At 37.1% G+C, this 25472-nt stretch carries 20 protein-coding genes and 1 riboswitch; of the genes, 18 read left to right on the top strand and 2 right to left on the bottom strand.

Going from position 1 to position 25472, the window contains the following annotated elements; all coding sequences use genetic code 11:
• The first annotated feature begins 8 nt into the window (after positions 1-8).
• The 5 genes from cysC to AMET_RS17165 all read left to right on the top strand — a co-directional run bounded on the left by cysC (position 9) and on the right by AMET_RS17165 (position 5437).
• A complete protein-coding gene (cysC, locus tag AMET_RS17185; protein ID WP_330368605.1) occupies positions 9-608 on the top strand; it encodes an adenylyl-sulfate kinase in 600 nt (199 codons plus the stop codon).
• Between the two features lie 37 nt (positions 609-645).
• A complete protein-coding gene (locus tag AMET_RS17180; RefSeq protein ID WP_242661313.1) occupies positions 646-2313 on the top strand; it encodes an adenylyl-sulfate reductase subunit alpha in 1668 nt (555 codons plus the stop codon).
• The gene (locus AMET_RS17175; RefSeq protein ID WP_012064585.1) at positions 2297-2611 is read left to right on the top strand and encodes a 4Fe-4S dicluster domain-containing protein; all 315 of its coding nucleotides are present in this window, start codon (positions 2297-2299) and stop codon (positions 2609-2611) included. The genes AMET_RS17180 and AMET_RS17175 overlap by 17 nt, the downstream gene beginning before the upstream one ends.
• 12 nt (positions 2612-2623) lie before the next feature.
• Complete coding sequence (gene cysD / locus AMET_RS17170) at positions 2624-3505, top strand: sulfate adenylyltransferase subunit CysD (RefSeq protein WP_012064584.1); 882 nt, start codon at positions 2624-2626, stop codon at positions 3503-3505.
• Positions 3506-3589: 84 nt separating this feature from the next.
• The gene (locus AMET_RS17165) at positions 3590-5437 is read left to right on the top strand and encodes a GTP-binding protein (RefSeq protein ID WP_012064583.1); all 1848 of its coding nucleotides are present in this window, start codon (positions 3590-3592) and stop codon (positions 5435-5437) included.
• A gap of 94 nt (positions 5438-5531) precedes the next feature.
• On the opposite strand, the gene AMET_RS17160 is transcribed toward AMET_RS17165, so the two are convergent.
• Together AMET_RS17160 and AMET_RS17155 are read right to left on the bottom strand one after the other, a co-directional pair.
• Complete coding sequence (locus AMET_RS17160; RefSeq protein WP_012064582.1) at positions 5532-6725, bottom strand: class I SAM-dependent rRNA methyltransferase; 1194 nt, start codon at positions 6723-6725, stop codon at positions 5532-5534.
• A gap of 69 nt (positions 6726-6794) precedes the next feature.
• Positions 6795-7967, bottom strand: coding sequence for a pyridoxal phosphate-dependent aminotransferase (locus AMET_RS17155; RefSeq protein ID WP_012064581.1), 1173 nt, complete (start codon positions 7965-7967; stop codon positions 6795-6797).
• 540 nt (positions 7968-8507) lie between these two features.
• On the opposite strand from AMET_RS17155, the gene AMET_RS17150 reads away from it, so the two are divergent.
• From AMET_RS17150 to AMET_RS17090, 13 genes are all read left to right on the top strand, one after another.
• Complete coding sequence (locus AMET_RS17150; RefSeq protein WP_012064580.1) at positions 8508-9584, top strand: hypothetical protein; 1077 nt, start codon at positions 8508-8510, stop codon at positions 9582-9584.
• A gap of 15 nt (positions 9585-9599) precedes the next feature.
• Positions 9600-10610, top strand: a complete 1011-nt coding sequence (locus tag AMET_RS17145) for a GNAT family N-acetyltransferase (protein WP_012064579.1) — start codon at positions 9600-9602, stop codon at positions 10608-10610.
• Complete coding sequence (locus AMET_RS17140; protein WP_012064578.1) at positions 10582-11907, top strand: B12-binding domain-containing radical SAM protein; 1326 nt, start codon at positions 10582-10584, stop codon at positions 11905-11907. Before AMET_RS17145 ends, AMET_RS17140 begins: the two co-directional genes overlap by 29 nt.
• Positions 11900-12580 (top strand): class I SAM-dependent DNA methyltransferase, encoded by a 681-nt coding sequence (locus AMET_RS24495; RefSeq protein ID WP_012064577.1) that lies wholly within the window; start codon positions 11900-11902, stop codon positions 12578-12580. The genes AMET_RS17140 and AMET_RS24495 overlap by 8 nt, the downstream gene beginning before the upstream one ends.
• Positions 12561-13910: a B12-binding domain-containing radical SAM protein gene (locus tag AMET_RS17130; RefSeq protein WP_012064576.1), complete on the top strand. Its 1350-nt coding sequence runs from the start codon at positions 12561-12563 to the stop codon at positions 13908-13910. Before AMET_RS24495 ends, AMET_RS17130 begins: the two co-directional genes overlap by 20 nt.
• Before the next feature lies 1 nt (position 13911).
• On the top strand, positions 13912-15228 hold the full coding sequence (locus tag AMET_RS17125) for a B12-binding domain-containing radical SAM protein (RefSeq protein WP_012064575.1): 1317 nt from the start codon (positions 13912-13914) through the stop codon (positions 15226-15228).
• Positions 15229-15391: 163 nt separating this feature from the next.
• Positions 15392-17677 (top strand): PAS domain S-box protein, encoded by a 2286-nt coding sequence (locus AMET_RS17120; RefSeq protein ID WP_049765299.1) that lies wholly within the window; start codon positions 15392-15394, stop codon positions 17675-17677.
• 456 nt (positions 17678-18133) lie between these two features.
• A riboswitch (cyclic di-GMP riboswitch) is annotated at positions 18134-18216 on the top strand.
• Between the two features lie 64 nt (positions 18217-18280).
• A complete protein-coding gene (locus AMET_RS17115) occupies positions 18281-19966 on the top strand; it encodes a GspE/PulE family protein (RefSeq protein WP_012064573.1) in 1686 nt (561 codons plus the stop codon).
• A 32-nt stretch (positions 19967-19998) separates the two neighbouring features.
• Positions 19999-21054, top strand: a complete 1056-nt coding sequence (locus AMET_RS17110; protein ID WP_012064572.1) for a type IV pilus twitching motility protein PilT — start codon at positions 19999-20001, stop codon at positions 21052-21054.
• A 42-nt stretch (positions 21055-21096) separates the two neighbouring features.
• Positions 21097-22314: a type II secretion system F family protein gene (locus tag AMET_RS17105; RefSeq protein WP_012064571.1), complete on the top strand. Its 1218-nt coding sequence runs from the start codon at positions 21097-21099 to the stop codon at positions 22312-22314.
• A 36-nt stretch (positions 22315-22350) separates the two neighbouring features.
• Positions 22351-22689, top strand: coding sequence for a competence type IV pilus major pilin ComGC (locus tag AMET_RS26965; RefSeq protein ID WP_012064570.1), 339 nt, complete (start codon positions 22351-22353; stop codon positions 22687-22689).
• A 360-nt stretch (positions 22690-23049) separates the two neighbouring features.
• Positions 23050-24774 (top strand): type IV pilus modification PilV family protein, encoded by a 1725-nt coding sequence (locus AMET_RS17095; RefSeq protein WP_012064569.1) that lies wholly within the window; start codon positions 23050-23052, stop codon positions 24772-24774.
• Positions 24775-24831: 57 nt separating this feature from the next.
• Positions 24832-25452, top strand: a complete 621-nt coding sequence (locus AMET_RS17090) for a prepilin-type N-terminal cleavage/methylation domain-containing protein (RefSeq protein ID WP_012064568.1) — start codon at positions 24832-24834, stop codon at positions 25450-25452.
• Positions 25453-25472 lie beyond the last annotated feature (20 nt).

Here is a 25472-nt window from a genome sequence, read left to right as displayed (position 1 = left end):
GAGGTTGAATGATGAGTGATAACAACAATATTGTTTGGCATGATACCAATATAAAAAGAGAAGACCGAGAGGCTTTATTGAAACAAAAGGGGGCGGTACTGTGGTTTACTGGTTTATCCGGCTCGGGTAAATCCACAGTAGCCAATGCCGTAGAAAAAAAATTATATGAAGCCAGTAGAGCCACCTATTTACTAGATGGTGATAATATAAGGCACGGTTTGAACAAGGGCTTGGGCTTCGACACAAAGGACCGTATCGAAAATATTAGAAGAATTGCAGAGGTAAGTAAACTCTTTGTCGATGCTGGTATCATCACGCTTACTGCCTTTATCTCTCCCTTTATCAAGGAAAGAAATGATGTTAGAGGGTTACTGGGAGATCGATTTATCGAAATATTTGTGGATTGTTCCCTAGAGGCCTGTGAAGGAAGAGATCCGAAAGGACTCTATCAAAAAGCCAGAGCTGGAGAAATAAAGAATTTTACTGGAATCGATTCTCCCTATGAAAAACCAGTCAGTCCTGAAATCATTGTTCAGACGGATATTAAAAGCGTAGATGAATGTGCCAATCAAATCCTTCAATATTTAAATACAAATGGATTTATCTAATTAAGGGGTGATGGACTTGAAGCTTGATATAAATAGGATGGAAACAGATGTACTGATTATCGGTGGAGGAACCGCTGGATGCTTTAGTGCACTGACCATCAGTGAAAGTTCGAATCTAAAGGTTATCATTACAGATAAAGCAAATATAAAAAGAAGTGGTTGTCTAGCAGCTGGGGTGAATGCAATAAATGCCTATATTGGTAAGGGTGAAACTGCCGAATCCTTTGTAGACTATGTGAAAAGAGATGCTGAAGGAATCATTCGTGAGGATTTGGTCTATAGCATCGCCAAGGGGCTTAATCAAGTAACCAAGCGACTTGAAGATCTAGGGATACCAATCTTAAAAGATGAAAACGGTGAATATGTACAAAGGGGAAAAAGAAGTATCAAAATCAATGGTGAAAATATAAAGCCTATTCTTGCAGGAGCTGTAACAGACAAAGATAATATTGCGATTTTAAATAATGTCAATATTGTCGATTATCTAGTCAAAGAGGATTGTGTGATTGGTGCCATTGGTTTTTCTCTAAAGGAAAATAAAATTTATGAGATCTATGCGAAAAAAATCCTATGTGCAACCGGAGGAGCGTCAGGACTCTATAAACCCAACAATCCTATTTTTTCTAGACACAAAATGTGGTACAGTCCATTTAATACAGGTGCTGGATATGCCATGGGGATCAGAGCAGGTGCTGAAATGACCTCATTTGAAATGAGATTTATCGCATTGAGGTGTAAAGATACCATCGCACCCACGGGCACCATTGCCCAAGGGATCAAGACAGTACAAATTAATGGAAAAGGTGAAGCGTATGTAGAGAGATATGGCAAGCCCACAACCCATATGAGACTTTATTCTACGGTGATGGAAAATCTTAAAGGCAATGGTCCTTGTTTTTTAAGAACAGAAGGGATTACAGATGAGCAACAAAAGGAGTTCTTCAAAGCCTATTTAAATATGGCTCCAGCTCAAACATTGAAATGGTTGGAGGGAAATACGGGTCCATCACATGAAAATGTGGAAATAGAAGGAACTGAACCCTATATTGTAGGAGGTCATACCGCCAGTGGTTATTGGGTAGATTGCCATAGAAGAACCACCCTAAAAAACCTCTATGCAGTGGGAGATGTAGCCGGTGGAAGTCCTAAAAAATATGTAAGTGGATGCCTGGTAGAAGGTGAGATCGCTGCTATGTCCATTATAAACACAATAGAGGATGGAACAATTCCTAAGCTGGACAATGAAGCAATTAATGAAAAAATTCAATATATCTCTTACTTTTTTGATACCCCTTCATCTCGACACAGTATTCAGGAAATTGAAATAGCCATGCAAAAGATCATGGATGAATATGCAGGAGGCATATCCAAGGCCTATATGTATAACAAAGTAAAGCTAGACATTGCAGCTAAAGGGATAGATGAGCTTTTAAGCTTAATAGATAAAGTAAAGGCCAATGATTTATACGATTTGCTATCTATATTTGAAATTATCGATCGGCTATATGTATGTAAAGTATTGATTAAACACTTGGAAGCTAGAAAAGAAACGAGATGGAGATGTTACCAAGAGAACACTGATTTTCCTGAAAAGGACGATGAAAACTGGATGAAATATATTAATTCAGTATATCGAGATGGTGATGTAAACATTCTATTTAGACAATTAGTTGGGAGGGACAAATTTTATGAGCATACAAATTGATAAAAATAAGTGTATCTCATGTGGTAAATGTTGCGATATTTGTCCTGGAAACTTAATTGACAAAGATGATGAAAATAAAGCTTTTATAAGGCTTCCAGAAGAATGCTGGGGATGTACTGCTTGTCTGAAGGAGTGTCCAGTAGAAGCCATTAAATATTATTTAGCAGCGGATATCGGTGGTAAAGGTGGTTATATGTATAGCAAAAATCATGGAGAGTACATGGATTGGTATATTGTAAGCGCTGATCATAAGAAGTATTGTATCAAAATCAACAAGAAAGTGTCTAATGCGTATTAGAGGGGGATGAAAATGGATCATTTAACGAAACTTGAAAATAAGTCCATCCATATTTTAAGAGAAGCTTATGCAAATTTTAAAGATTTAGGTATGTTGTGGTCTATAGGTAAAGATAGTACAGTACTGGTACATTTAGCAAGAAAGGCTTTTTTGGGTCATGTTCCATTTCCACTAGTTCATATAGATACGAATTACAAGATTCCAGAGATGATTGCCCATAGAAACAATTATGCAAAGGAATGGAACCTTGATATGATTTATGGACAAAACATTGAAGCATTGGCAGCCAAAAACACTTTTCCTGATGGGAGGTGTAGCCGATTAGAGTGTTGTAAATTATTAAAAACCGAAGCCCTACAAGTCACATTAAATGGAACTGGTCCAAGATTTAGATTAAATCATGAAACAGGTGGATACGAACTTGAAAAGAATCCAACAGCTTTTACAGGGATCATTGTGGGTGTGCGCTCTGATGAAGAAGGGTCAAGGTCTAAAGAGAGATATTTTTCACCTAGAAATCAAAAAAATGACTGGAACATTGGGGAACAGCCACCTGAGTTTTGGAATCAATATAAAACAGACTTTGCACGGGATACACATGTAAGAGTACATCCCCTTCTTGATTGGACGGAATTGGATCTTTGGGAATATATTCAACGGGAAAACATCCCAATGGTTTCCTTGTATTTTGATCAAGGAGAAGGGAAACGATACAGGTCATTAGGATGTGGTCCATGTACGCAACCGGTAGAATCAAGCGCCACCACAGTGGAAGAAATTGTAGAAGAATTAAGAACTGGAAAGTTTTCCAATGTTGCTGAGAGAAGTGGAAGAGCCCAGGATCAAGAAGATGGCGGCGGATTAGAGGAACTAAGAAAAGCTGGATACATGTAAATCAGGCATCGTAAATAAAATAGACCGTCATACTGACTCGTTATTTTTTGGAAGATGCCTTAATAATAGCAAGGGATGGGATTGATGATGAATAATAATTTAGACGAAAATCAATTGTCAGTGATAGAATCTCAACAGTCAAATATGAACATTGTGATCGTAGGCCATGTAGATCATGGGAAAAGTACGATTATTGGAAGGCTTTTAGCTGATACAGGTTCATTACCAGAAGGAAAATTAGAGCAAGTAAAGGAAACCTGTAGAAAAAATGCAAAACCATTTGAATATGCTTTTTTATTAGATGCCCTAAAGGATGAGCAATCACAGGGAATTACAATCGATTCGGCTAGGGTATTTTTTAAAACACAGGAAAGAAAATATATTATTATAGATGCACCTGGACATATTGAATTCCTGAAAAATATGGTTACCGGTGCAGCAAGGGCAGAAGTGGCTTTATTGGTAATCGATGCAAAAGAAGGGGTAAAGGAAAACTCCAAAAGACATGGATATCTACTCTCTATGCTGGGGATCAAACAAGTTGTTGTGCTGATTAATAAAATGGACCTTGTGGATTATAGCAAAGAAAGATACGAAGAAATTTTAGCAGAATATAAAGCCTTTCTTTCGGAAATTGATGTAGAAGCAGAATCCTTTATTCCCATTAGTGGTTTTAAAGGAGAAAACGTTGCCTCGGGTTCTGACAAAATGCCATGGTATAGTGGTATGACGGTATTAGAAAAGTTAGATGGGTTAAAAAATATAGAGGATATCAAAAACCAAGCATTTAGAATGCCTGTACAGGGCATATATAAATTTACTGCTGGGGGAGACGATAGAAGAATTGTAGCAGGAACAATTGATACAGGTAAAGTGAAAGTTGGCCATGAGATGGTCTTTTACCCTAGTGGGAAAAAATCCAAGGTGAAATCCATTGAGCGATTTAATGCCCCGAAGACCGATGAAGATGTATCTGGTAGTGCAACTGGATTTACTCTTGAAGATCAGATTTATATTACCAGAGGGGAATTAGCCTGCATAATAGGAGAGAGGCAGCCAGAAGTTTCCACACAGATCAAAACAAAACTATTTTGGTTGGGAAAAGAAGATTTAAATAACACCAGAGATTATTATTTGAAGATGGGAACACAAAAGGTAAAGGCTGCCCTTGAAGAAGTCATAACTGTTCTCGATGCTTCCACTTTAACGAAAACAGAAAGACAGTATGTACAAAGACATGAAGTAGCAGAAGTGATTTTCAAATTAGAAAAAGCCATTGCCTTCGATAAGGCAGAAAATTCAACAGAGACCTCAAGGTTTGTACTTGTTGACAATTATGAAATATCCGGTGGAGGTATTATCGTAGATAACCTAGAGAATGAGGAGCTTTGGTTAAACGAAAAAAATAATGAAAGAAACATAAGGTGGAGTGAAAATGCTGTTACAAGAAAAGAAAGAGCCGGTCGGTTTGTACAAAGACCCACAATGGTTGTGATCTCTGGTGAAAAAGGTATCAATAAGAAGGAAATTGCATCCTATATTGAAAGAGGACTTTTTACAGAGGGGAGAAATGTGTATTATATGGATACCGAAAGTGTGTTTTCTGAAGCGGATGCAGAAGTAAAAGAAGGAAATGCTATGGAAAATAGAGAAAAACAATTTAAAGAATTCGCCAAGGCATCTAATTTCCTGCTAGATTCAGGGAATATCGTGATAGCAACTATAAATGAGATAGAAGAAAAAGATATCAACATTATCAATACGATGGTGAGTTCTGAAAATATTAAGTTGGTATGGATAGGAAATGTAAAGGATGATCATTTACCAATCCATATTCATGTTGAGGGAAATGAAAAGAGAGAAATGATCTATCAAAAAGTTAAAAAGTTGATGATAGATACTAAAATCATTTTTCAGCCGGAGGCAATATAGATAAGCAACTCAAAATTGCTTATCTATATAAAAAATTAAAAATAATGAAGTAGAAAACCATCTATTAATTTAATAGATGGTTTTCTACTATGAACTATACTTTTTCAATAAACAAAACCTTTAAATAATTACCCTGGGTAAAGGCCTTAATTGTTTTGAAATCCTCGGGAAGGGAAAATTCCTCTACCAATCTGTAGTTAGCCTTCATCTCTTTGAATGCTTTATCAATGAAACCCTTAAATGTATTCATATTAAAAGTGCTACAGTTCGTGGAAGCCACAATAATACCCTTATCTGCAGTAATTGAGATGGTCTGCTTCAATAGATCTGTATAGTCCTTTGATGCACTAAATGTATGTTTTTTTGATCTGGCAAAGCTCGGTGGATCGAGGATAACCATATCAAATTGTAAATTCTTTCGATTGGCATATTTAAAATACTGAAAAACATCCTGTACAATAATGGTCTGGTCTTTTTCATCGATTCCATTGATATTAAACTGTTCAATGGTTTTAGGTAGACTTCGATTGGCCAGATCAACACTGGTGGTATTTGTGGCCCCACCTAGGGCAGCAAATACTGAGAAGGCTCCTGTATAGGAGAATGTATTCAAAACACTTCTATTCTTTGCATATTGATCCCGAATTTTCTTCCGCACATCTCTTTGGTCTAAAAACACACCCACCATGGCACCGTCATTTAAGTAAATTGCAAAGTTGACACCATTTTCCTTTACAATAAGGGGAAACTCAGGCCTTTCACCTAAAACAAAATCATCGGCTTCTATGTATTGACCGGAGCTATCAAAACGTTTTTTTTGATAAATTGCCTTGGGATCAACCAAGGAGGTCAATGCACCCAGGATCATGTCCTTAAACCGATAAATGCCTTCACTGTACCAATTGATTAAGTAATAGCCATCAAAATAATCAATGGTAAAACCACCGATACCATCCCCTTCACCATTGAACGCTCTAAAGGCTGTGGTTTCTGTATCCTGGTACAGGGATTTTCGCTGGTTTAAGGCCGATGCGATACTGCTTTGAAAAAAAGCCTCATCAATTTCTTCATTAATCTTTCTGCTCAGAACCCATCCATATCCCTTATTCTGTCGTCCGTAATATCCCCTGGCAATAAAGTGATTCTTTTCATCCACAAGTGTAACAATGGCACCTTCCTCTCTGAGGCTAGCCAAGTTCAGTATGGATTCCTGAAAAATAAGGGGATAGCCATTTTTGTATTTATCAATAAAGTTTGATTTGATTTTTAACGTAATTTCATTTTTCATTTCGTTCATCCTATCTTTGAGTAGTATTGGAAATCCATTATATTATAACACACAGAAAAATCCGTATACTTACAGCTTTTTCATTGCCTCATCAATACGTTTAAGGGCAATCTTGATATTTTCAGTAGAGGTGGCATAGGAAAACCGTAAATAGCCTTCTCCAAATGCACCAAAGGATGAGCCGCTTAGTACAGCCACACCTGCATGGTTCATCAAATAATCGGATAATTCAGAGCTTCTCATGCCTGTATCCTTAATGTTTGGAAATGCGTAAAAGGCGCCGGGGGATTTTATGCATTTAAAGCCTTTGATGCCGTTGAGTCCATCAACAATGATTTCCCTACGATTAAAAAATTCTGATTTCATTTCATCTACGGCATGTTGAGGACCTGTTAATGCTTCAATCCCTGCAACCTGTGCAAAGGCTGCTGTACAAGAATTAGTATTAATCATTAAATCCGTCACTTTCTGAGCCAGTGTTTTATTCATAATCCCGTAGCCTAACCGCCAGCCTGTCATGGCATAGGTCTTTGAAAATCCGTCAAGTACAATTGTCCACTCTTTCATTTCTGGAATGGATGCAATTGACTTAGTAGACCCGTCATAGATCATTCGATCATAAATCTCATCAGATAGAACAAAAATATTTTTTCCTATAAGGACATTAGCAATTTCATCAATATCCTCTTCAGAAAGCACACCACCAGTTGGATTGGCAGGAGAGTTAATGAGTAAAAGCTTTGTTTTAGTCGTTAGTTTTGATTTTAACTCCTCTACATCTAATCGAAAATCATTTTCTTCTCTTATTGCTAAGGGAACAGGGATCCCCCCATAGAAACGAATGAGTGATTCATAGATTGGAAAACCAGGAGAAGGATAAATCACTTCATCTCCAGGATTAATCAATGCCGTCATGGTATAGAACATGATAGGCTTTCCACCGGGAACAATGACAACTTCCTCGGGATTTGTTTTGATATTTTTATATTCCAAAGCATACTGGGTAACGGCTTCTCTTAATGGAAGATATCCTTGGGCTGCAGTATAGTGGGTATATCCTTCGTCCAATGCCGTTTTTCCTGCCTCAATAATATTACGAGGTGTGTCAAAGTCTGGTTCTCCAATTTCAAAGTGAATAATATTTTTACCCTCTGCCTCTAGTTTCTTTGCCTTTTCAAGCACTTCAAAAGCAGATTCACTCCCTAAATTGAACATTCTTTTTGATAATAAAGATAAATCCATTTTATGGCCCCCTTTTTGTATCAACATGATTTAAAAGTAATTCTTCTTTAGCATAAAAGCATATGTAGTTGTCTTTGAAACGATTGTTCTACAATGTAGAATGGCGTACTGTGTTTCAATGGATTCATTATATCATGCTATAAAAAAAACAATCAACATAATTCTAATATTCAGATAATTTTCAAAGCAAATCTAGGAAACCCACAGGAATTAAGATAAAGTATAATCATTTGATTATTTTCTAGAGAAAGGAGGTATAATAAAAACGAGGACATTTATATAGCCAATGTCTCATAAAGAAGCATGGAGATTATCATCTGGGCCATGTTTTCGATAATGGGTTATTTACATCATCGTAATGTGTTGAAATCTCCATGATTGTACCCATGAAAATCTCTGCTAAGATTGTTGGTAATTCAACAGTCTGCAGGGATTTTTTTCTGTTTAACAAAAATTATGATATGATAAAAAGAAAATAAAGCTTAATTCAGGGCAGTGTTAGCAATCACTGAATAACAGCGGAATTTATTGAGGTGAATTATGGAAATTAAAGTGGTTGATCATGCCTACGTCAAGGAATATATAGGCTTTTGTAAGGAGGTCTATAAAAATAATAATGAATACCGAGATATCCTGAGCACCTCTATGAAAGGAATTCTGATGGGAAGGGCAGAAATATGTAATGGGACTGTCCTGAGACCCATCATGGTGATGGACAGAGGTAGTATTGTAGCCGTATGCACATTTGCAATTGTAGATCGAATGAAGGATACCCTTCAGCTGGCTTATTTTGAAGCATTAGCCCATCAAGAACCGGCCATCAAAATGATGATGGCCTATGGAAAAAATCTAGCCAAGGAGCATGGTATTAAGAAGATACTGGTAGGACTAAACCTTCATGTAAATTATGGACTGGGGTTGCTGGTAGATGGCTTTCATGAGCCCTACAGTTTTGGTAGTGCCTACAATCCTCCCTATTATATTGACTATTTCAAAGAATATGCCCACGAAGAAATCAATCTTGCCAGTTACTTGACCAAGATGAAAGAATTTGATTTTGGTATGAGTCCTAGACTCATTCAACGGGTGAAGGAAAAATATAGGGTGAGAGCTGCGGATTTTAAGAATATTGAGAAGGACGCAGCCATTTATACCCATCTGAACAACAAGGCCTTTATCAATCATAAGTTTTACTATGAAAGAAGAATACAGGAAGATTTAGAGCTTTTAAATGAGTTCAAAATATTACTCAAGGAAGAAAACCTGCTTTTCATTGAATACAAAGGGACACCCATTGGGTTTATGCTTTGGTATCCTGATTTTAATGAACTGATGAAACCAGGAGAGCAACTGGGTGTAAAGACTGTGATTAAAAACAAATTATTTTCCCATAAAATTAAAAAGTTCAAGATTGTAGAAATAGGGATATTGCCTGGCTTTCAAAGAAATGGAGCCGTTGTGGCCCTCTTTCATGGATGCTGGGAAATTGTAAAGGATCGATATGAACTCTGCGAGTCGGGATGGATCCTAGAGGAGAATTATGCCTCCACAGGACTGGGGCTTCGATGGGGCGATCAGGTTCATAAGCACTATAAAGCATTTGTTATCAATTTGTAAAAGGGGAAGAGGCATATGTTTCATATCTATCATCGGGTGGAGGATTTACCAGCATCATGGGATGAAGTCGTGGGGGATCATCCTTTTTTAAAAAGAAGTGTCCTAAAATGTCTTCAGGAGGTTAATCCTTGTAAGCAGCTTTATCATTTTAACAAGGAAAAGGGCATGGCCTTGGTGTCCTATGAACTAAAGCTGGATTTATTTACATTTTCCAGGCGCTTATCTTGGAGGATCCCTGTGAATATGATTGGTGTTCCCATGTCGGTCTCAAGCTGTGGTTATGCCATTAAAGAGGAAGGCCATAGGGAGGACTTAGTTCAATATATCACCACCCTCAGGGGTTTTTATATTATGCTCAATTCCCAGGATCATTTTAAATTCCCAAAGGGCCACACCCTTCCTACCTATCAAATGCAGATAAAATGGAGCACATTTCATGAATATCTCCTTGACATGAGGAGCCATTATCGATATCGAATTAAAAAGGCCATGAAGCGTTTTGAGACTGTTGTAGTAGCAGAATTAGAGGATCAGAGTCTCTTTGATGAAGAGCTATACAGTCTATATGAGGCGGTATATGAAAACTCGAAAGAGAAACTAGAAAAGCTACCCATTGAATTTTTTAGAGACTTTCCATCGAAAATAATTACATTTACAGCCAATGAAGAGACCATAGGTTTTGTGCAATTGGTGGTTCGGCAGGAGTCTCTTTTATTTATTTTTGGTGGATTTAAGCATTCTCTAAATCACAAATATGACTTGTATATGAATATGTTACTGTATATCGTGGATTATGGCATAAAAAATGGCTTCCAATCTATTGATTTTGGACAAACCGCGGAGGAAACCAAAACAAAAATTGGCGCCATACCCCATGAAAAAAGAATGTATTTACATCATCACAATCCTGTTGTGAAAAGGATACTCCATAGGCTGGCACCTAAGTTCTCCTATGGACAGTATCGGGTTACCCATCATATTTTCAAGGGGGAGAATCATGAAGATCCTACTGGTAAAATGTCATAAAAAAACTATTTTTTCGAAAATAGAGCCCATTGTGACAGAGCCCTTAGAACTAGAGTATTTATCGGCATTACTTGAAAACTTAGAAATACAACATAGGGTTTATGACGGCCTTTTAGAGAAAGGATCATTTAGAGCAGTATTTGAGGCCTATGAACCTGATGTACTGTTACTGACGGGATATATCACCGCCGTGGGCAAAATCATAGCCTATTCTCAATATGCAAAAAAAAGTCACAGGCAGATAAAGGTCATTGTGGGGGGCGTCCATGCGGAGATCAATTATGAGGACTTCTTTGTGGATACCATCGATATCATTGTTCATTCCAACGGACTCTCGACATTAAATGAATTACTACAGCATGACTTTCACCTAGAAATCATGAGAGGCCTAAAGGGAATCGCCCTTCGGCATGGTGACCAATGGACTGTCAATGAAAGTGTCCCCACGGCATTGACCCAAATGCCCCTTCCCAATAGAGATTATTTTGAAAAACATCAGCATCGAACAAAATATATGTCCTACAGTCCTGTGGCCATTGTCAAGACAGCCCTATCCTGCCCCCACGGCTGTCATTTTTGCTACTGCAAGCTCTTAAATACAGGATTGTATGCCACAAGGGAAATCAATGAAGTTGTAGAAGAAATAAGTGGCATTGGAGCTCCGTATATCTGGATTGTGGATGATAGTTTTTTACTAGATAGACAGCGAACACGACAATTTATAGAGGCAATTAAAATAAGCGGGATCAGAAAAAAATTCATTGCCTATTCTAGGGTGGATTTTGTGGTCAACAATGAGGACATCCTTCAACAGTTGAAGGAAATTGGATTCATAGAGTTGATCATCGGCATGGAGGCCGTGGATGACAGTATGTTGAAGGACTTCAATAAAGCAGCCACTGTTGATGAAAACAGTCGCACTGTAACACTTTTAAAAAAATATGACATTAAACTAACGGCTTTATTTATTGTTGGAATTGACTTCAAAGTAGGGGATTTCAAAAAAATGCGTCACTGGATACGAAGGAGAAAATTGCAAAGCTTTACGGTCTCCATCTTTACTCCCATGAAGGGGACCCAGGGCTACGGTGATTATGAAGAGAAAATTCAGGAGACTGATTTTAGTAAATTTGATTTTCTACATTTAACAATGAAACCCTACTACATGTCGAAGTTTTCTTTTTATATTCAATTCTATTTGATTTATGGACAACTGTTTTTCCAAAGCAAATCCGTGAGACAATATCTATTTAAAAACCTGAAACACATTCTAAAACCTGGAGGCTATCATGAATAATCAAAAAATATGGGACTTTTGGGCCCAGCATTACGAAGGCCTATGGGTACAGAAAAACTCACTGGCACCCACAAGAGAGAAAATACTTCTGTATCTAGAGGGGCTTTTAGAGAAGGGTAAGACATATCGTATTGTAGATGTAGGCTGTGGCACAGGAGAACTCCTTAGGGAAATGGCTAAGACCTTTTCAAGGGATGATTATGATTTACAATTATCCGGTATTGATTTTTCTCAAAACATGATAAAAAGAGCCAAGGAAATGGGAGGAAGTATTGAGTATGAGCAATTAAATGTCAAGGAGCTCACCTCACTAGAAGGCCAATTTGACATTATCATTTGTAGCCATTCATTTCCTTATTATGAGGATCAAAGGGCTGTTCTTGAATTATTTAAAGAGAACTTAAAAACCAATGGACATCTACTCCTTGCCCAGGCCTCCCAAAATAATTTATATGATCAAGTGGTCATGTCCTTTGTGAAGCTGACGGTGGGAAGGGCTCATTACCCAAGTGTAGAAGCCATTGTAAACATGGCCCAGGGACTTTTTCAAGTGTTGGACATGATGAAGATAAAGAAGGGATTTTTTATGCCTTCTATTATCTTTTTTGTATTGAAAGTAGAAAGTGAAGAAAGACAGGACAAAGGAGAAAATCATGAAAATTTTATTGATTAGACCTAAACCACATAAAGAAACAATTGGGCTACAGCATGTGATGATCTGTGAGCCCCTAGAGCTGGAATATATCGCTGCCAACATCGAGGACAAAGAGGCAAGTGTTGAAATTATAGATATGATTTTAGAGAAAAAGCCATTGGAGTACTTTATCCAAAAGCATCAGCCGAATATTGTAGGTTTGAGTGGCTATATAACCCATGTGGAAGTCATCAAGGGTTATGGAGAAAGGATTAAAAAAATTAAACCCGATACAACAGTGGTGGTGGGTGGCGTCCATGCAGAGGTGGTACCCCAGGATTTTGTCAGTGACTTTATTGATTATATCGTAGAGGCAAATCCCATTAAAACATTTAACCAGATCATCAATCATCCGGGGGAAAAGGACATCCAGGGGACCTATCAACCAGGTAAAACAAATGTAAAGGAGACCACATTTTCCTACAAATTTCCCGCTAGAAACAAAGTAGCAAAATATCGAAATCAATATTACTATATGTTTCATAATCCCTGTAGTCTAATTAAGACATCATTTGGATGCCCTTACAATTGTAGCTTTTGCTTTTGCAAGGAAATCACCGACGGAAAATATTACACAAGAAGTATTGATTCTGTCATCCAAGAGCTTAAGGGGATTCCTGAACAGGAAATATACATTGTAGATGACGACTTTTTATTCTCAAGCCAACGGATATTGGAGTTTTGTCAAAGACTACAGGAGGAGAATATTCACAAACGCTTCCTGGTCTATGGTAGGGCAGATTTTATATACAAAAATGAATCGGTGATGAAAACATTTAAAGAAGCCGGCCTTAGGGCTGTCATTGTGGGATTAGAATCCTTCAAAAAAGCAGATTTAGATAAATACAATAAGGGTACAAATATCATAGAAAATGAAGAGGCTGTGAAAATTCTGAAAAGGCATGATATCGAGATCTATGGCACCTTTATATTAGACATGGATTTTTCTAAAGAGGACTTTAAAGATCTCTATGGCTGGATTAAAAAGTTAGATCTCACATTTGTGAACCTACAGCCCTTGACCCCGTTACCAGGAACAGAAATCTATGAATCCTATGAAAAACATTTTATCATCCAAAAGCAGGAATATGAGAAATGGGATTTAGCCCATTTGGTGCTGGCTCCAACAAAAATGTCAGTACGACGCTATTATTTTGAAATGATCAAACTGTATTACAAAATCACCATGGATCCCAAAAGTGTTGTAAAATTAATTAGAAAATATGGGTTTAAGGATGTCCTAAAGCTCTCCATAGGCAGTAGTCGGGTCACCCAACAATATATCGGAAAGATAGTAAGGGGTAAATAATATGAAAAAACTATTGTTAATTCAATCCACCCCCTATGACTCCCAAAGACGACCCATTAAAAAGAATAAACTGTACTTCGTAGGATTAGGACTCCCCCTACTGGCAGCCCTGACACCAGAGGATTGGCAGGTGGAAATTGTTTTAGAGACCATAGAGGAGATCCCCTTTGAAAGCGATGCAGATGTGGTTGCCATTGGTAGTATGGGTCATGCCATTATTCGATCCATAGACATTGCCACTGAATTTAAAAAGAGGGGTAAAACCGTCATCATGGGAGGCTATATGGCCAGCCTCATGGGGGAAGAAGCGAAAAAATATTGCGATAGTGTCGTGATTGGAGATGCAGAAGGAGTCTGGGGTCAGCTACTGGAGGATTATGAAAGTGGCCAATTGAAGGATTTTTATAAAGAAGAATTAAATGAGTTGTCCACACCCCTGCCTCGATTTGATTTAATCATGGGGAAAAACATTGGGGATTTTCTGCCAGTGCAAGCCGGAAGAGGCTGTCCCAACAGCTGTAGCTTTTGCTCTGTTCATTGCTTATATAAAAACAAGTACTTGAAAAGGGCCATACCAGATGTGCTACGGGATATTGCTCAGATAAAAGAATTAGGTTTTAAAAAGTTCTTGCTTTTAGATGATAACATTATTGCAGACCGGGATTACCTCATGACCCTTTGTGGTGAAATTAAAAAGCTTAAGATGAAGTGGATTTCCCAATGCGCCATTACCATTGGAGAGGATCTTGAGCTACTGAAAGCTGTGGCCGATAGTGGTTGTATTGCCTTGAGCTTTGGTCTAGAGAGTATCACCCAGGAAAGCCTGAACGATATGGATAAATCCTGGGCCAATCCAAGCCATTATCCTCATCTCATTAAGACCATTCAAGAGGCAGGCATCGATGTCTCAACGGAAATGGTAGTAGGGGCAGATGGAGATACCCTAGGGTCCATTGCCGCCACAGCCCAATTTATTGAGGACAATAAAATTGTGGTACCTAGGTTTTATATCCTGACCCCCATCCCTGGAACTAAATATTTTGATGAAATGAAGTCTGCCGGGCGAATTTATAAAGAGGACATATATTCCTATAATGGAAGTGAAGCAGTTCATATTCCACAAAACATGACACCCCAAGAGCTGACTACAGCCTATTGGGAGCTATACAATGAGGTTTTTTCTTACAAATCCATCGTAAAAAGAACCCTATGGCAAAAAGGGTTCTTCAAGAGAATGGATCGCGCTTTTTTTTACGTAATGGTGAATTTGTTTTATCGATATCAAATAAAGCGAAAAATTACACCAAATATTATTTAAAAATAACTTGTTGAAAAAATTGACGAATAATGATAAATTCGATCATTAATCAGAGAGAATTGTTATTAAAAAAGAAAAAGATAGAATTTTATGGTAAATAGTTATAGAATAGAAGTAGAGAATGCAAGGCATAAAATTGCTTTTAAACTCGGAGGTGCTTAGGGTGTTAAATGTAAATACTAATACCAATACCAATACCAATACCAATACTTATATGACCCTATTTGATGATGCACTAATCGGTATTTTTCATAGTACCTTTGACGGAAAGTTTACGTATGCCAATAAAGCACTCTCCACCATATTCAAATATGACTCACCAGAGGAAGTCATTTCTTCCATTGAAAGTATAGATACCCAGCTTCTTGCAAAAGAATATAATCGTGCAGAAATAGTGGAGCAGATAAGACGAACAGGTAAGGTGACGAACCACGAAGTAAAATATCAATGTAAAGATGGGAGTATTGTAAATGCCCTATTAAATATGCAGATCATAAAGGATATAGAGGGTAATGAATTGTATCTTGAAGGTTTTATCACTGATGTGACATCCCTAAAGGAAAAAGAAAAAAGACTTGAAGAAAACGAACAAATGCTTCAGGAATTAAACGAAGAGCTAGAAGCGACCCTACATCAATTAGCTGCAAATGAAGAAGAATTGCGTGCAAATTATGAAGAGCTAAAAGAGAAAGAAGCCATGAAAGAATCCTATGAATGTCTCTTTAATAATTCATTAGATGCCATTGTTCATTTTGATGAAAAAGAACGTATTATAGATGTGAATACAGAATTTATGCAGTTATTTGGCTATAAAATAGAAGCGGTTAAAGGCAAGCATATTAATGACATTGTTGATCCCTTCCAAAAAATAGAGGGGCATCTTACCTACGAGGCTTTGAAAAAGGGAGATTGTCAATTTCGAGAGACTGTGCGATTTGATAGATCTGGAAATCCAATTCATGTTTTTGTTAAAGGCGTACCCATTGTCATCAACAAAAGAACTGTTGGAGGCTATGCCATTTATACTGATGTCAGATTTATAAAAGAAGCAAAAAAACAGATTACAACACAACAAAAAATACTGGAATCTCTTTTCAAGTATTCTCCAGATGGGATCGTACATCTTGATATGAATTGTAAGATCCAAAAAATCAACAAGGCCTTTATAGATATATTTGGCTATACATCCGATGAATGCATTGGAAAAACCATCGATGAATTAATTACCAGCCAAGAGTATTTTGAAGAAGCTCAAGTGATTAATGACCTAGCTTCCCGAAATGAAAAAATAGAAGTGGATACCGTGAGAAGAACTAAGGATGGCACCTTAGTGGATGTTTGTATTAGGGGAGGCCCTATCATTATTGATGGTCAAGTGACTGGGGATCATGCTATTTATACAGATATTCGAGCCAGAAAAGAAGCTGAAGACCAAATAAAGTACTTAAGCTATTATGATAAATTAACGGGCCTATATAATCGCGCTTTTTTTGAAGAAGAACTGAAACGTCTTGACACCAAGAGACAGCTTCCCCTGGGCATCATCATTGGTGATGTCAATGGGTTGAAACTAACAAATGATGTTTTCGGCCACCTATCAGGGGATCAACTTTTAGCCAATACTGCACAGATCCTTAAAAAAGCCTGTCGTAAGGAAGATATTGTCTGTAGATGGGGAGGAGATGAATTTGCAATCCTCTTACCTCATATAGACAAAGAAGGGATTAAAAAGATCTGTAAGAGAATCTATCATCTATGTGAAGAATCAATGGATACACCCATACAAATCAGTATTGCACTTGGCTATGGTATTAAATATAAAGAGATCGAACCCATGATAGATGTGATGAAAGAAGCAGAAGAACAAATGTATCGAAATAAATTACTGGAAAGCAAGAGTAATAGAAGTCATATTATCAATTCTTTGCAAAAGTCATTATATGAGCGTAGTCATGAAACAGAAGAACACGCCCAGCGCATGAAGGAACTGAGTATTGTATTAGGTAAAAGTCTAAATCTTGATAATGATAAAATAAATGAATTGGGTTTATTGGCCATACTTCATGATATTGGAAAAATGGCTATTTCTGATGCTATACTGCAAAAACCAGGGCCACTTACGTCACAGGAATGGGAACAAATGAAAAGACATAGTGAAATTGGCTATCGGATTGCAGAAACATCTCCAGAATTAATCCATATCTCTAAGTATATTTTATATCATCATGAAAGATGGGATGGTGCAGGATACCCCCAGGGCTTAAAGGGTGACGAAATCCCTCTGCTCTCTCGTATTATTGCTGTGGTGGATGTATACGATGTCATGACAAATGCCAGGGTGTATAAAGAAGCCATTTCTCACCAGGAAGCAATCCAAGAGCTTATAAGATGCTCTGGCAGCCAATTTGATCCCACAATCGTTAACAAATTTATTCGACTTTTTAAGTGAAAAAACCCACGAGTTTTAAAGAACTTGTGGGTTTTTGACACAGAAAAATAGTGTAGTACAGGAGACGGTATCCTAAAATATTTCCCCGTCAATAAATAATGGAAATTTTAGTTAATTAATACCCAGCCTTAGACAGTGAAACCAGTATACAAATAAATAAATATGAATATGGGAAACTTTTGACGGTATATGTCGTGATAAAGTATAGGCAATATGTTGATTTTAAGAGGAATATATTGGATATAGTTCAAGATAAGGTTTGATTTACGCCGCTTTCAGTGAAAAAGCATCAGTGCTTTTACTAAAAATGTACGAAAAATACTTGGCTAGGTCAATAGGACTTTTTGCCGATTTTTTTCGTGTAGAAAAGAGGGTTTCGTTGTATAATGTAGAACTGTGTAATAGTAATAAGTGTTGGATATTGTTAATAGTTTGATCAAGTGAAGCATTAAAGCGAAAAATGTAGAGCAAATGAACTGCAGGTATACATGGACGCCTTAAACTGCAGGGATGTAGTGGCGTAACCGACTAACAATATTCAATTAGATTGTTAGTCTCTATTTTTTTGAATATAAATCGATTTCATGAACTGAGGAGAATAAAATGATGCAAAAAAATATGCGTTTAGGGGACATCCTGATTGAAGGAGGTTTGATAACAAAAGATCAACTTAATGAGATACTGAAGCTTCAAAAAATAAAGGGAAAAAAATTAGGAGAGCTTATCGTTGATGAAGGGATTTTAAAAGAAAGTCAGATTCTAGAGGTTTTAGAATTTCAATTGGGCATACCACATATTGATTTAAATAAATATCATATTAATCCTAAGGCAGTTAAGATGATTAATGAAAATATTGCTAGAAAACATAATTTGATTCCAATCAGTATGACTAGAGGTAAGCTTATGGTTGCCATGGCAGACCCTTTAAACTTGATTGCTATAGATGACGTGAAGATCATTACGGGAATTGACATTGAAGTAGTCATTGCTACGAAAAAGGAGATATTAAATGCTGTCAATAAATATTATGATGGTAAGGAGTATGCGGATAAAGCCGTTGAAGAGTTTAAAACGCAACATGAGTTAGAAGATATAGATGAGTCTGATAGTCAGTTAATGGAGGATGTTAATAATGCACCCATGGTAAGACTCGTTAATCAAGTTATTAGCCAAGCGGTGAAACTAGGAGCCAGTGATGTTCATATTGAGCCATTTGAGGAAAGAGTAAGAATTCGTGTTCGGATTGATGGAGAACTAAAGGAGATTATGTCTCCTGCAAAATCTACACACTCGGCAATTATCACAAGAATAAAAATCATAGGTAAATTAGACATATCAGAAAAAAGAATTCCTCAGGATGGCAGAGTAGAGACTATTATTGAAAATAGAACGATAGACATGAGAATATCAGTGCTACCAACTGTATATGGAGAAAAGGTAGTGATCAGAATATTAGATAGAAACAATATTATCGTAACAAAAGAACAGCTAGGTTTTACTGAAAGAAACCTGGAATTATTTGATAGAATTATTAAAAGCCCAGAGGGGATTATTCTAGTGACAGGGCCAACTGGAAGTGGCAAAACCACAACCCTCTATACGGTATTAAAGGATCTGAACCAAATAAATAAAAATATCATTACTGTAGAAGATCCTGTGGAGTACAGACTTGATGGCATTAATCAAGTTCAGGTAAATATAAAGGCAGGTTTAACATTTGTAACAGGCCTTCGCTCAATACTGAGACAGGACCCTGACATTGTATTGGTAGGTGAAATAAGAGATGCTGAAACTGCACAAATTGCTACTAGAGCTGCGATTACAGGGCATTTGGTTTTAAGTACTTTACATACCAATGATACGGCAAGCTCCATTTCTAGATTAATTGATATGGGAATTGAACCCTACATGGTTTCATCTGCTGTTGTAGGAATAATTGCTCAACGATTGATAAAGAAAATTTGCCCACATTGTAAAATACAGTATGAAGCTACTGACAAGGATAAAAAGTTACTAGGTATAAATGAACCTCTAAATTTATTTAAAGGGAAGGGGTGCAACTCCTGTGGAAATACAGGCTACTCAGGAAGAACTGCCATCCATGAGGTTATGGCAGTGAATAGAGAAATTCGCAATTTAATCAATCATAGGGCTGACATTGATGTCATTAAGGATAACGCCATAAAAAATGGTATGCAAACACTTCATGAGTCCTGTAAATTGCTTGTCATCAATGGGACAACTACCATTGATGAGTTATTAAAAATAACCTATGGCATCGACATATAGAAAAATACAAATTTTAAATGAGGTGAACAATCTTGGATATATTAGAGCTATTAACTAAAACAGTAGAAGCAAAAGCTTCAGATCTACATATTACAGTAGCTTCGCCACCTATTGTTAGAATCAATGGCAAATTAGTTAAAATGGGAGAAGTTAAACTGATGCCAGAAGATACTAAAAGAATCGTAGAGAAGATGATGAGCCCAGAGCAGATAATCCTCTTTCATGAAAAAGGTGAACTTGATTTTTCATATTCAAATCCAGGTTTAGGTAGGTTTAGAGTCAATGCATATAAACAAAGAGGAAGCTATTCTATGGCACTTCGTGTTGTGTCTTTGATAATACCAACAATGGAGGAACTGGATCTACCTCCGATAATAACGGAACTGTCGAAGAAAAAACGAGGACTGATATTAGTGACAGGTCCAACAGGTAGTGGAAAGTCCACGACCTTGGCAGCGATGATTAACTATATGAATGAAAATAGAAGTGAACATATTTTAACCCTTGAAGACCCCATTGAGTATTTACATAAGCATAACAAGAGTATTGTCAATCAAAGAGAAATAGGAAATGACTCTTACAGCTTTTCTAATGCATTAAGAGCAGCACTAAGGCAAGATCCAGACGTTGTTTTAGTGGGAGAGATGAGGGATTTAGAGACCATTGCCATTGCCATTACCGCTGCGGAAACTGGACATTTAGTATTATCCACTTTACATACAATCGGTGCTGCTAAAACAATAGACAGAATCATCGACGTATTTCCTCCCCATCAACAGCAGCAGATTAAAGTGCAACTGTCATCTGTAATGGAAGGGGTGATTTCCCAACAGCTCCTACCAAAAGCAGATGAATCTGGAAGAGTTGCAGCTTTTGAAGTCATGGTTAGCAATCCTGCCATAAGAAACTTAATTCGAGAAGGAAAAACCCACCAGATGCAAACTGTGATTCAGACAAAATCAAAGCTAGGAATGAAGACAATGGATGCTTCATTAATGGAACTGTATCATAAAGGAATAATTACTAGAGAAGCCCTACAAAAGCATGCAGTAGACTTAGATATGGTCAACCGTCAATTAGGTATTTAAAGGATAACCTTAATATTAAAGATAAGGAAAGGTGGTGATTCATTGGCGAGTACCTTTAAATATAAGTCAGTTACTAGTGAAGGGGGGAGTGTAGAGGGAACATTTACTGCAGAATCAAAAAATGAAGTGATCCGAATGATTCGCCAAAAACAGCAGATTCCTGTCAAGGTAGAAGAAACTAAGGACAAATCAAAAGAGGTAAAAGACCTTAACCTTTTTAAACAAAAAGTAAAAACCAAGGATCTCACAGTTTTTTGCAAGCAATTCTATACCATGTTGAATGCAGGGATGTCATTAACCAGTAGCCTAGAGGTGTTGATGGATCAGACTGAAAACAAAACATTGAAGGCTGTAATTGAAGATCTTTTTACCCAAGTTCAAAAAGGCGATATACTGTCAGATGCTATGAAAAAACACAAGAAAGTGTTTCCACCAATTTTACTTAACATGGTAGAAGCTGGCGAAATGACAGGAACATTAGACGATGTTTTAGAAAAAATGAGTGTGCATTTTGAAAAGGAGAATAAAATCAACTCAAAAATAAAGGGTGCCATGATCTATCCACTTATTCTAAGCATCGTAGCCATCCTTGTCGTTATTTTTCTCCTGGTATTTATTATGCCAACGTTTTTGACTATGTTTACATCTTCAGGGGTTCAGCTACCTTTACCTACAAGAATACTACTTGCCCTTAGTAATGTACTTACAAGGTTTTGGTATCTATTTGTTATTGGTATTTCTGGTATTGTCGTTCTATTGAATAGAATGCTCAGTACAGATGATGGTAAAAGAGCCTATGATCGATTGAAGTTTAGAATTCCTATAGTGAAGGGCTCTATTACCAAAATAGTTACTGCAAGATTTACTAGAACACTCTCCACTTTACTAACCAGTGGAATTCCCATCATTTCTGCACTAGAAGCCTCAGCCAATGTAACCAACAACAAAGTCGTGTCTGATGGCATTGAAATGGTGGTAGATGATATTCGAAAGGGGGTAAGCTTAGCCGTATTGTTCAAGAAAATGAATGTATTTCCACCAATGATGGTCTCCATGGTGAGTATTGGAGAAGAATCAGGTTCTCTGGATGATATGCTTTCAAAAACAGCAGATTTTTATGATGAGGAACTAGAAGCAGCTATTCAACAAATGGTTTCCATGCTTGAACCGTTGATGATTGTGGTGATGGCTGTGATTATTGGATTTATTGTCATTGCAATGATGATGCCGATGTTTGACATGATGCAGACCATTGGCTAAATAAAACATTATGAAAAATTAAAGGGGGAAGAAGAAATGATACAAATTTTTAGTAAGAAGATTAGAAATAAGAAGGGTTTTACATTGATTGAATTGATTGTTGTTATTGCTATTTTGGGGATTTTGGCTGGGATTGCTGTGCCTAGGTTTGCATCAACTCAAGATAATGCAAAGAATAAAGCTCATAATGCAAACGTCAGAACAATAGAAAGTGCGGTATCGGTTTATATGGCTAACACAAATACTGCATTAGATGCTATGGACGATATTGATGTACTTACGCCAGACTATTTACAAGCAGTACCTGCTAATCCTACTGGTGGCGATGCTTACACAATTGTTAATGGTGTCGTATCTCCTGGATTAATAGAATAGTGCCTGAGAAGGAGACTGATTAGTGCCAGGGAACCTCCGAAAAACTATAAGCAATAAATAAATATGATAACTGTAAATGAATATTCACAGGTGAGGGTTTGAGAAAAATAATTCCTTAAACCCTTCATATTTCAAGAGTGAGTAGTGCCAGGCACTTAACTTATCAAATGGAATCTTAAAGGGGCAAAATTACTTGTCCCTTTAAAATTCAAGCTTAGTATCAGGGAAAGCTCTGAAAAATTGAAAAGAGCTAACAAGAAGTTTTTCAGAGTTTTCCCAGGTGCTTGAATTATAGGAATTATAGTGCAGTGTCAACACTGTTATTTTACCAATTTCATACTGGTATCAGGAGGAATAGAAATGGATAGAAATGTGTCTGAACATGATAATAAGGGGTTTACACTGGTGGAGGTGATTTTCTCATTAGCATTGTTAGGGATCATTGCCATTTTAGTTTTGCCAGTTTTCAACTTTGCAATACAGAGCAGTGTTTTTCATCGTCAATCAATGTCTGCTGCTCAAATCGCCAGCAATCAATTGGAATGGTTAAGGACTTTAGATTATGAGGATGAACTTGGTTTAGTCGGGGGATATACACCTGATGGAATTGTAGATGAGAACTTATTTCAAAATAGACCTGATTCGGATCCGTACATAATTGATGGGATGGAGTATCGTGTTCGAACAAGAATAGCATGGGATGATGATACTAGTATAACTGGACGACAGGTAGATGATGCCCGTAAAAAGGCTGATATTGTTGTATATGCCTATAATCCCTTCACTAAAACTGAAAGGGAGTTTTCGCTTCTTGGTACCATGTTTACATTTGAAGGACAGGGAGGTCCTACTTTGCCAGGTATTCGTGTGGTTACATATAAACGAGTTCTTGATGATGAGAACCGAGCTCAGAGAGTACTTATTGAAAAGTCGGGTGCAGCTTTTGCATCCACTTTTACAGACTATGATGGAAGGGCAATTTTTCCAAATTTACCCCAAGGTACAACAAACACATATACTATTATTCCAAAATTATGGGATTATGGTGAAATTATGGTAAGACCAAATGATGTTGAAAATGTATCGGGACCAACTGATCAGCGTTGGGTTCAACACCTTACAGTTACAGAAGTGCCTAATCAAATTAGTTTTGTTGTCGATTCTCCTGCTCGCCTTGATTTTTATAACGATGACGGTTTTCCTGATTCAACTAATATTACCATTGAGTCAGACACAGGAGATATAGAAGGAATCCACCCGATTACAGTTTCGTTGAACAATGTAGAAAAGCTAAACTTTTGGCCTGTTTGGACCTATGAATACACCATCAATAAAGGCAACGAAAACTTTTATATTGCAGAAGAGGTCGAGGATGAATGGTCTGAATGGGAGGGTAAATTTACTCCTCCAAATAATTCACCTTCAATCAAGGGAGTTTTGCTTCACTTTGGGTTTGACTTTATTGACGAGCAAGTGGATAAGTCAATAAAGGAAGGCGGGTTTAAGTTTGGTACCCGTGAAATTACTATCGAAGATCCTGATGATCCTGACCAAGAAATTGATTTTTCAATAGGCTATGTAGTTATTGAAATCTCTTTTACTGCTGTTTTAGATGGAAGTGATCTCGATAGAGAGAAAACCCTCCCAATTCAATTTAGCAGCAATAATTTTGTGGATGCTGAGAATCGCTGGACGTATGAACTTGATTCTCATGCTGATCAGATTTATTATTTTGCAAGCAAAGAGTCGCTACTCAATCAAAATAATTCTGAAATGAAAAACATTATTTCAGATCATCTCTATTCCAACATTGACAAGATTGGATATAGCATAGAACGTGATGGTTATGATCCCCAAAAAATGATTCTCACAATTGTAGATACACGTTATCAGAAAGAAAACAATAAATTCTCTAACCTGTTCAAATATGCAAGTAACAATAAAGGTGGACAGCTATATATTAACATTCCCAATTCTGATGATTTTGATGATGCGCTGAAAAGTACATCAGCTGTACCGCTTTGGGGGTATTCACGTATGGAGGATAGCATGACAAATGGAATTTTGTTAATTGACGAAAATTGACGAAATGGTTCCAGAGAGTTTCATGGGATAAAAGACATTATTGAGAGGTGATTATTTATGTCGTTACACTCTTACAAAGGATTGAATAGGATACGCAAAAAATCAGGATTTACATTAATAGAACTCATTTTAGTGATTGCTCTTTTGTTGATTGTGTTAATGGCTGTTTATAATATATTGTTTCTCGGTTTGTTTGCTTATGAGAAGATTAGTGAAGATAGTCTCGTTGCCATGGAAATCCAACTAGTTATCGCTCAAATTGAACGTGATGTTAGACAGGCTAGAAAGCCCAATGACGATCAAGATCCAGTTGTTCGCATAAACTCTCAAGAGTTAATTATTTATACAGATATTACTCAAGATGGCAAGCCTGAGCAAATTAGATACTTGGTGGATGGGGGAGTGTTTAAAAGAAGTTATCGTAGTAGTTCAAATGCTGAGTATCCCTACACATATAGCGGTAGCTACGGAAATGAAAGAAGACTAATAATAAATATCTCAAATAATGACATTTTTTCAGAACCAGAGGAAGTGACAATACCTGAACATACCTATAGCCCCCCAGATTATAGACGGAAGTTAAGTTTAAAGATTGTCATAGATAGTCTGGATATCCGTGGGGGAAGCCTTGAAATCGAAAAATTTTTAATGTCAAGGAGTCGGGTAGAGGCAGACTGATTAAAGCAAAGGAAGTACAG

The organism is Alkaliphilus metalliredigens QYMF (assembly GCF_000016985.1).
In the GTDB taxonomy this organism is placed as follows: Bacteria; Bacillota; Clostridia; order Peptostreptococcales; family Natronincolaceae; genus Alkaliphilus_A; species Alkaliphilus_A metalliredigens.
The sequence above is the reverse complement of the archived record's forward strand: the minus strand, read 5'-3'. Positions and strand labels throughout refer to the sequence as shown.